This is a genomic window from Microcystis viridis FACHB-1342 (assembly GCF_014698335.1).
Taxonomy (GTDB): domain Bacteria; phylum Cyanobacteriota; class Cyanobacteriia; order Cyanobacteriales; family Microcystaceae; genus Microcystis; species Microcystis ichthyoblabe_A.
Genome location: NZ_JACJSV010000058.1, coordinates 21,393 through 30,102, shown reverse-complemented (window position 1 = coordinate 30,102; position 8,710 = coordinate 21,393). Strand labels below are relative to the sequence as shown.

Annotated in this window: 7 protein-coding genes and 2 pseudogenes; 6 read left to right on the top strand and 3 right to left on the bottom strand. The window is 41.5% G+C overall.

Translation table 11 applies throughout. The features are described from left to right. From H6G40_RS17225 to H6G40_RS17200, 6 genes and pseudogenes are all read left to right on the top strand, one after another. Positions 1-387 (top strand): annotated as a pseudogene (locus tag H6G40_RS17225) (photosystem II q(b) protein); the annotation flags it as partial. 251 nt (positions 388-638) lie between these two features. Beyond that, positions 639-878, top strand: a complete 240-nt coding sequence (locus tag H6G40_RS17220) for a hypothetical protein (RefSeq protein ID WP_002738503.1) — start codon at positions 639-641, stop codon at positions 876-878. After that, positions 868-1,206, top strand: coding sequence for a type II toxin-antitoxin system PemK/MazF family toxin (locus tag H6G40_RS17215; protein ID WP_002739429.1), 339 nt, complete (start codon positions 868-870; stop codon positions 1,204-1,206). Before H6G40_RS17220 ends, H6G40_RS17215 begins: the two co-directional genes overlap by 11 nt. A gap of 490 nt (positions 1,207-1,696) precedes the next feature. Further along, positions 1,697-1,831, top strand: a pseudogene (locus H6G40_RS17210) (ISAs1 family transposase); the annotation flags it as partial. A 567-nt stretch (positions 1,832-2,398) separates the two neighbouring features. Next, the gene (locus tag H6G40_RS17205; RefSeq protein ID WP_002739091.1) at positions 2,399-3,124 is read left to right on the top strand and encodes a 2-phosphosulfolactate phosphatase family protein; all 726 of its coding nucleotides are present in this window, start codon (positions 2,399-2,401) and stop codon (positions 3,122-3,124) included. Between the two features lie 297 nt (positions 3,125-3,421). Further along, the gene (locus tag H6G40_RS17200) at positions 3,422-4,669 is read left to right on the top strand and encodes a bifunctional folylpolyglutamate synthase/dihydrofolate synthase (RefSeq protein WP_002738793.1); all 1,248 of its coding nucleotides are present in this window, start codon (positions 3,422-3,424) and stop codon (positions 4,667-4,669) included. On the opposite strand, the gene H6G40_RS17195 is transcribed toward H6G40_RS17200, so the two are convergent. From H6G40_RS17195 to H6G40_RS17185, 3 genes are all read right to left on the bottom strand, one after another. Beyond that, positions 4,643-6,232: a DUF3352 domain-containing protein gene (locus H6G40_RS17195; RefSeq protein ID WP_069475334.1), complete on the bottom strand. Its 1,590-nt coding sequence runs from the start codon at positions 6,230-6,232 to the stop codon at positions 4,643-4,645. The genes H6G40_RS17200 and H6G40_RS17195 overlap by 27 nt on opposite strands. A gap of 175 nt (positions 6,233-6,407) precedes the next feature. Continuing rightward, entirely contained in the window at positions 6,408-7,556 is a 1,149-nt protein-coding gene (locus tag H6G40_RS17190) for a quinone-dependent dihydroorotate dehydrogenase (RefSeq protein ID WP_069475333.1), read from the bottom strand. Positions 7,557-7,777: 221 nt separating this feature from the next. Beyond that, positions 7,778-8,653, bottom strand: coding sequence for a J domain-containing protein (locus H6G40_RS17185; protein WP_002739212.1), 876 nt, complete (start codon positions 8,651-8,653; stop codon positions 7,778-7,780). Positions 8,654-8,710: the final 57 nt, after the last annotated feature.

Here is an 8,710-nt window from a genome sequence, read left to right as displayed (position 1 = left end):
CAGAACTACGGTTACAAATTCGGTCAAGAGGAAGAAACCTACAATATCGTTGCCGCTCACGGTTACTTCGGACGTTTAATCTTCCAATACGCTTCTTTCAACAATAGCCGCTCCCTGCACTTCTTCTTAGGTGCATGGCCGGTAATCGGTATCTGGTTTACGGCAATGGGTGTTAGCACCATGGCGTTCAACCTCAACGGTTTCAACTTCAACCAGTCGATTCTCGATTCTCAAGGTCGTGTAATCGGTACTTGGGCCGATGTGTTAAACCGCGCTGGTATCGGTATGGAAGTAATGCACGAGCGCAATGCTCACAACTTCCCCTTAGACTTGGCTAGTGGTGAACAGGCTCCTGTAGCTCTGACTGCTCCTGCTATCAATGGTTAAGTTCTAGTCTGAACGAAAAGGCACTCCCGCGAGGGGGTGCTTTTTTGTTGTTAGAATTATGATAAGCGTTGCTGAATTAGGCGATGATTTGATAATTTTGGATTGATCCTCCTGAAGTCTTCTTTTGGATTGTTAGAACTATCTGTAAACATTTACTTTACTCTGTTCCCCATTCCCCGTTCCTTTAATCCTAATTTCATAGTAGCCACATTTTTAATGTTAGAATCGAGTTACTCCCTTTAGACTTTGCTATGCGTGCGATTGAAACCACTGGTATCCTCAATACCCAAGGGCAAATTCAACTTGATCATCCTATTCCCCAAGAAAAAGATCGGTTTGTGCGCGTCATTCTTTTGATGTCGGAGGATGAACTGAACGAAAAAAACTGGCTAGATGCCGTTTCTCATAACCCTAGCTTTGCTTTTCTGCATGATACCGAAGAAGATATTTATACTCTAAACGATGGACAACCTGTAAGCAATGAAGGGTAAAATCGTTTTAATTCAATTTCCCTTCGACGATTTATCTTCCAGTAAAGTTCGCCCCGCTTATTGCTTAACCAATAAAATTGGAGGCTATCAACACATTATCTTTGCTCTGATCACCAGTCGTATTCCCGAAAATCCCCTTCGTACAGATATTATTCTGAGACCAGAAAGTCCAGATTTTATGATAAGTGGTCTTCGCCAATCCTCAGCCATCAGACTTGATCATTTAGTAACACTTCGATCTTCACTGATTCAGCGTGAACTAGGCTCATTATCATTAAAAACTCAAACTTTAATTATAGATATTTTGTCCGATATTCTACGTTCCTAATATACCTTTAAATTAGGTAAATCTTGCTAGAGGCGAACGTTTGTTTTTCTCTGTATAACTAGCCTATACTCAACGGATTTAGTATGAACCCCCCGCTTTTGTGGAGAAAATGCGGAAATTAAAGGCAGAAAGGGCAGCGGCAGAAAATTATTAATCAGTATTAAGTAATTCTCATTGCTTGATTAGGAGATGCCCAAGATTATCAAGACCGGATTACTCATATTCCTCTATAAATAGCGAAGATTTAAAAGGGAATCGGTAATGATTCGGTAGTAGTGGCGTAGCTCTGTTGCTTACCTGGTATGAATTGTGTAAAATGTTTATTAATAAAAATAATTGGCTCGAATCAGTCTTTAAACCTCGGCTCTTCTGGTTTCTGTGTGGAAACGAGGTCTATACTGATAGTTTCTTCGACAAAATAGTCCTAAAAGTGTTACCCGATAAGCATTTCACGATTCCATAAGCAAAAATTATCACACAAAGTCGAGAAGAGCCGGCAAGCAATTGGTCAATTCTCACAACCATAGGATTGAATCTTTTCAGAGGTTTGGGTTTTCTCTCAATAACGGAGGGACAGAGGTGGTTAGCTGAACGTTGGGAAAAACTGATAGTTTTATCGACGTAAGAAGCAGAAAAATTAGCTAAATTAACAGGATGTACTCTCAGACAATTTCAAGAGAGATAGGCTTTTAGTGGCTTGGGAACAGGCTTTATCAATCTATTCATAATAAATATTGGCAGAAGATTAAAGATTAGTTATTATGACTAACTCTTTTGATTAAAAAAAGATAAACTTGAGAATCCTCGATCAAATTTATTGACTCAAAATCAGCTATACGGCTCTTCTCGACTTTGTGTGATAATTTTTGCTTATGGAATCGTGAAATGTTGACTGAGAAGGACTTTTACGACTATTTTGCCGAAGAAACTATCAGTATAGGCTTCGTTTCCACATATAAACCAGAAGAGCCCCGCGTGGGTATTTCAAGTAATAAGCTAAGACGTATTTAAACCGCTTATTCTGAGATTAGCCCCCCCTTGCCTGATCTCAACAAGCAATTTGAATTAAGAACAGCTTAACTAGCTGACATCCATCGTGATAAAATCGGCCTTGTCTTTCTTCTGCCAGCGCAACGCCGAGCGGCGGTATGTTGAGCTTATTCCCCCTTTTACTTTTTACTTGGTATAACTCGTGCAGGTTTTCATTTATCATACTCCCGAACTTACCCCCGTCCATACTCTACCCGATTGCGCCGTCGTTATCGATGTTTTAAGAGCGACAACCACGATCGCCACTGCCCTCAATGCCGGTGCGGAAGCAGTGCAAACCTTTAGCGATCTGAAAACCCTGATGCAGGTGAGCGATACCTGGCAACCGGCAAAACGTCTCCGGGCAGGAGAAAGAGGCGGTGCGAAAGTAGAAGGCTGCGATCTGGGCAATTCTCCCCTCGATTGTACCCCTGATTTAATGAAAGGTCGTCGTCTGTTTATCAGCACCACTAACGGCACTCGCGCTCTGCAAAGAGTGGAAGAATCCCCAATCGTGATCACTGCGGCCATGATCAATCGGCAAGCTGCGGTTAATTACTTATTGGATAAGCAGCCCGATACCGTCTGGATTGTTGGCTCTGGTTGGGAAGGGGGTTATTCTTTGGAAGATACGGCCTGTGCTGGAGCGATCGCCGATGCGCTACAAGAACAATCGGGGCAAATGGCGATCGGTAATGATGAGGTTATCGCCTCGATCGCTCTTTATCGTCAATGGCAAAATGATCTTTTAGGAATGTTCCACAGTTGTAGTCATGGTCAGCGCCTCTTGCGTCTCCACTGTCAAGAAGATTTAAAATACTGCGCTAATATTGACTCTCTTGATGTTTTACCGATCCAAAAAGAACCGAGCATTTTAGTCAAACTTTAGACATTGCCCCCCACAGAAAGGGTCATCAGTGCCGGTAGGAGTATCGATCCTAGCCGGATTCCTTTATTTAGGGTCTGCTGAATAAATCTAAAAACCTTGTTGGATAAAACTTTTAGACCTTTTTGAAATCCAAAAGTGCCTCGTCTGGGAGTGATCAGGGGGAAAATCCCTGGACTTTTTCCCTGAAAATTAGGTAATTGAGCAGATGAAAATCGGTAAAACCCTACACCCCACACCCCACACCCTACCCCCACCGAAAAACTTTTTGCCGCAAACCCTATTTATAGTTTGCCAACCATGACTATCGATTCTTTACTGCAACCTTTTCAGCGTTTTGGTGTCAATCTCGGTTTAGAAAGAATAAAAAATCTGCTGGAGATTTTAGGCAATCCCCAAGATAAAATTCCGATTATTCATGTCACGGGAACTAATGGCAAAGGTTCAGTTTGTGCCTATCTATCCTCTATTCTCAGTACCGCCGGTTACAAAGTCGGACGTTATATTTCTCCCCATTTAATTGATTGGACAGAAAGAATCTCTATTAATGGCGAAAATATTGAAACCGCGACTTTAGAAAACCTGCTTAAATATATACAATCGCTTATCGATCCCCAGCAGGAAAGTCCTACTCAATTTGAGGTAATTACTGCCGCTGCTTGGCTGTATTTTGCTCAGGAAAAGGTGGATATTGCCGTGATGGAAGTGGGTTTAGGAGGAAGATTGGATGCGACTAATGTTTGCGCTCAACCTTTAGTTACTGTCATCACTTCTATTAGTCGGGAACATTGGCAAAATTTAGGTCCCACGGTTGCCGATATTGCCGGGGAGAAAGCGGGGATATTAAAAGCGAATTGTCCCGCAGTTATCGGACAATTACCGGAATCAGCGCAGGGGGTAGTTAGGGAGAGAATCAAGCTGTTAAATTGTCCAACGGTATGGGTAGAAGCTGCCGAAAAAATTGCCGATAATCGGGCTAAATATCAAGGTTTAGAATACCCTTTATCCTTAGCGGGAGATTTTCAATTAACTAATTCGGCTATAGCGATCGCTGTTGTTAATATTTTACGTCAGCAAGGTTGGCAAATTAGCGATGAAGTCGTGCGGGAAGGAATGGCAAAAACTCGCTGGTTAGGACGTTTACAAACCGTTAATTGGTGTCAGCGAGAAATTTTAATAGATGGCGCTCATAATCCTGCTGCTGCCATTGGTTTAAGGCAGTATGTAGATAGTTTAAAGGCTCCAAAAATTATCTGGGTGATGGGTATTTTATCGACGAAAGATCATCGAGAAATATTCCAAGCTTTATTAAGAAAAGGCGATAGTTTATATTTAGTTCCTGTCCCAGATCATAGCAGTGCCAATCCTGAAACCTTAGCGGAATTAGCGGCTTCAATTTGTCCAGAATTATCTCACCTAGAGACTTGTTCTGATGTATTTTTAGGACTAAAAAAAGCCATCCAAGAATCTGCCGATAGTCAGATAATTCTCTGTGGATCGCTTTATCTAGTCGGTTACTTTTTAGGGAGTTTGTTTCAGGGAAAATAAAACATCAATTTTACTGGTGGTTTTATCAGGCATAGTGGCAGTAATTCCGATGCCGCGTACCGATTCTAAAAAGGCCTTTGCTTCTGGGGTTAATTCCGTGGCAGGAAGATTATTAATTCCCCCTGCTTTAGCAATAATTTGCTCCACATCGATGAAAAAATAACCGAGATTATTTTTAGGCAAATTTGCGATCGATGCTTGGAAATTCTCACTTTTGCTAATCGGTTGATTCGGTTGGGGTTGATAGGGAATTCCGACGGTCATTTTTAGGGTATCATTATTAGGCCAAGCATAGGTTAAAATCGCTTGTTCTTCCGCTTTCCATTCAGTCACATCTTGGCCAGAAATTTGACTGTTTTTTATGGTGATAAAGGGAACAGTTTTCACCAATTCATTTAACTTATCGAGGGTAGTTTTTGCCGCTTTATGATCGCCAGTTTGCCAGATCATCATTCCCCCAAAACCTAACCCTCCCACTGCTTGCTGGTTAGGGATAATTCCGAAGGCAAATTCTCGATCCATCCAGTTAAAAACTTCTTTATCCGCGTCAAGAGTTGCCATCTGAAAATTCTCACGGATCTGACGCAGAAAAGCTTGTAATTCTGGGTTAGTTTGGGACTGTTTTTCTGCTTCTTCCCATCCCTGTTTAAGATTATTCCCACTCCAAAGTGCGATGGTATCTCCGGGTAAATAATTTAAAACTTGATTTCTGCTAGGGGAAGGTAGGTTAGAAATAGTTTCAGGAGCAAGTTTAGCCACCATTTGTAATTGTAATCCCGTATCGGTGACACCCACTCCTGCGACAATATCTTGAATTTTTGCTAATTCTTGCCGACTTTGGGGAGATAAATTAGCATCTGGTCCCAAGATTTTGGCATAATCATCAATATAAATTGTTGCTAGGGTATTGGGTAGGTTGAGGGATTGGGAAAGCAGTTTTCTCACTTCCGGTTTACTGCTAAAAGATGGCTGTCCTTGATAGGTATTGATCGCCGCTTCTAACACCTTTTTATCGTAGGATATCAACAAAAAATCACCAGTAACGGCAGTATAAATGGTGGTATTATCCTGCCAATCTATAGCAGTAATTGTAATACCTTTGTAGTCACTGGTGCTAGTTTTGCGATTAACTTGTTGTCCTAGTTTTTTCTGGAATTCTGACGCTTTAATTTTATCTTTGATCCCGATAACCGTTAATAATTCCGATTGTCCGGGGGTAGCTGCGGGAAGAAAAGCAAAGCTAATACTACCGATCCAAGGTTCGATATCCCGTTGATAATCAATCTTATCAGTGAAGATATTTTTTTGTAATTCTTCTAGTCCCTGACTAACCGCAGTTCGCGATTCTGGTGTACCATATTTAGCTAACACTGACCAAGCTTTTGCATCCGTGGAGACAAAACTACTAGCAAAGGCAGTTTCTGGGATAACTTTTGCCGATTGCAAGGGGGTGAATCTTTGCCAAGGTAGCTGTCCTCGTAGATAAAGATAGACACCTCCTGCGGTTACTGCTGTTAGTCCTAGGACGACTAAACAACCGGGTAAAAATGATTTTTTTGACATAGAATTGTGGTTTGGTTAAAAAGTTCCATACTTGGCGATCGATTTGTCTGCGGTTGTAGTCTCTAGATTAGTCCTATTGTAGTTATCCTAATTATCTTATCTTATCCCCAAAGGTGACAGACAACATTTCAGCTAATTTTTCCGAAATTATTGCTAATTACCGGAGAAAATTGGCTCATTCTTGGTTAGCTTGCCAACCCACCGCTTGATTAATATTAGTCAACCCATTAGCCTCCAATTTTTCTGTTAATCCTTGTAAAATATTTGATACTAGCCAGGGTCCTCGGTATAACCAACCGGTATAAATCTGTAATAAACTCGCACCGGCGGTAATTTTTTCCCAAGCATCATCGAGAGAAAAAATGCCTCCCACTCCAATTATTGGTAAATTGCCTTGGGTTTGCCGATAGATAAAACGGATCACTTCTGTGGAACGTTCCCGCAAAGGTTGCCCACTAATTCCCCCTGCTTCTTCAGTGATTGGTTTACCGGTTTCAGGCAGAATTGTGGTTTTTAATCCCGTGCGTTTAGTGGTGGTATTAGTAGCGACAATTCCAGCTAATTGATAGGAGAAAGCTAACTCAATAATTGTTCTGATATCTTCCCATTCCAGATCGGGAGAAATTTTCACTAATAGGGGTTTTCTGCCTTGATTTTCTGTTTGTAAAATGTCGAGGATTTTATCGAGTTGTTCACCACTTTGCAGGGAACGCAAACCGGGAGTATTGGGAGAACTAACATTAACGACAAAATAATCGGCATGGGGGAATAAATAGCGAAAACTGCCTAAATAGTCCTCCGGAGCCTTTTCTAGGGGTGTATTTTTCGATTTACAGAGGTTAATACCGATGGGAATCTGTCGGGGTTGTCGTTGCCAAGATTGTTGGAGAGTTGCCGCTAGAACCGGCGCACCGAGGTTATTTGCCCCCATACGGTTTAATCCCGCCAAATCTTCCGGTAAACGAAATAATCTCGGTTTTGGGTTGCCCGGTTGCCCTTCTAGGGTGACAGCACCCACCTCGGCAAAACCAAAGCCGAAATTATGCCAAAGTCCTGCCCCTAAACCGTCTTTATCGAATCCTGCCGCCAATCCGACGGGATTGGGGAAATTTAACCCCCAGAGGCTTTGAGATAGGCGAGAATCGCTAAAACTGAGGGATTCTGATAATTGTGAGATTAACCATTGTCCCCAAAATTCCCCCCGCGAGCGATCGATTTTTTGCAGAGTATTTAATAATTGTTTTTGTGTTCCTTCTAAATTGCCCCGAATAGCCTTGAAAGCTAGAGGATAAAAAGGTTTAATTGTGTCAATTATATTGATCATAAAAAGACAGGAATTAAGGGTATTTTTCAGTTATCAGTTATCAGTTATCAGTTATCAGTGGGGAGACCACTTCGTGTGCGACGTTCGGCGATGCTCAGTCGAGCCATTGCGGGGGAGCAGGGAGAAAAAGCTGTCTTCTGAATACTAACTACTGAATACTGAATACTGATAACTGACTTCTGATCAATAAAAAATAGACCGTAACCCACCTAGCATAATCTTTATAAACCTTGACGAGGATTAAAAGTTTCGATCGCCCGTATTTTTTGATAAAGTTCTAATTCTTCTGGGCTAGGATTGGGAGGATTAACTAAGATAATTTCCACTAATTGATCGCCCCTTTCTCCTTGGGAAGTGGGATAACCTTTATTAGCCAAACGTAATCTTTGACCGCTTTTAACTCCCTTAGGAATCATCATTTTAACTAACCCGTCAATGGTGGGAATTTCCACAAAACCGCCCACAATTGCCTCGCTAGGAGTAATTGGTACTTGACAGACAATATCAGAACCTTGAATCCTAAAAAAATGATGCCTAGCGATAGTTATTTTTAAATATAAATCACCCCCTTCAATACCCTGACCTTTGAGACGAATTTTCTGCCCATCGATCATGGCTGCCGGCATATCAACCTCTATTGATCTACCATCTTCCAGACGAATTCTTTGTCTGCCACCTTGATAGGCTTTCTCTAAAGGTAAAGTCAATTTCGCCTCCACATCTCGACGAGTTAAACGGGGAGAGGAGGCAATTTTAGCACGCTTAGTATTAAGGTTATTAAAATCTTTAAACTTCCATAAATCCTGTTCTGTACGGGGCATTTTTCCATTACCGTTACCATTCGCTTTTTCCCCCGGACGTATCCCACGGCGCTTAATCCCCGTCAAGGAACGATTATACTCAACCCGTTTTTCTTCATCGGAGAGAACATCATAAGCTTCATTAATATCTTTAAACTTTTCTTCGGCCGATTTATCCCCCGGATTAACATCAGGATGATATTGACGCGCCAGTCGTCGAAAAGCCTTTTTTATCTCGTCACCAGTAGCCGTGCGAGATACTCCTAAAACATCATAATAATTAACTAATTGTGGCATATATTCAGTTATCAGTTATCAGTTATCAGTTATCAGTTATCAGATTTGAGTTTTAAG

What these genes read in the sequence shown, in the direction of transcription:
- H6G40_RS17195 (WP_069475334.1), bottom strand. Translation starts at nt 6,232, where the DNA reads ATGTCAAAAAAATCATTTTTACCCGGTTGTTTAGTCGTCCTAGGACTA.
- H6G40_RS17185 (WP_002739212.1), bottom strand. Translation starts at nt 8,653, where the DNA reads ATGCCACAATTAGTTAATTATTATGATGTTTTAGGAGTATCTCGCACG.
- H6G40_RS17220 (WP_002738503.1), top strand. Translation starts at nt 639, where the DNA reads ATGCGTGCGATTGAAACCACTGGTATCCTCAATACCCAAGGGCAAATT.
- H6G40_RS17215 (WP_002739429.1), top strand. Translation starts at nt 868, where the DNA reads ATGAAGGGTAAAATCGTTTTAATTCAATTTCCCTTCGACGATTTATCT.
- H6G40_RS17200 (WP_002738793.1), top strand. Translation starts at nt 3,422, where the DNA reads ATGACTATCGATTCTTTACTGCAACCTTTTCAGCGTTTTGGTGTCAAT.
- H6G40_RS17190 (WP_069475333.1), bottom strand. Translation starts at nt 7,556, where the DNA reads ATGATCAATATAATTGACACAATTAAACCTTTTTATCCTCTAGCTTTC.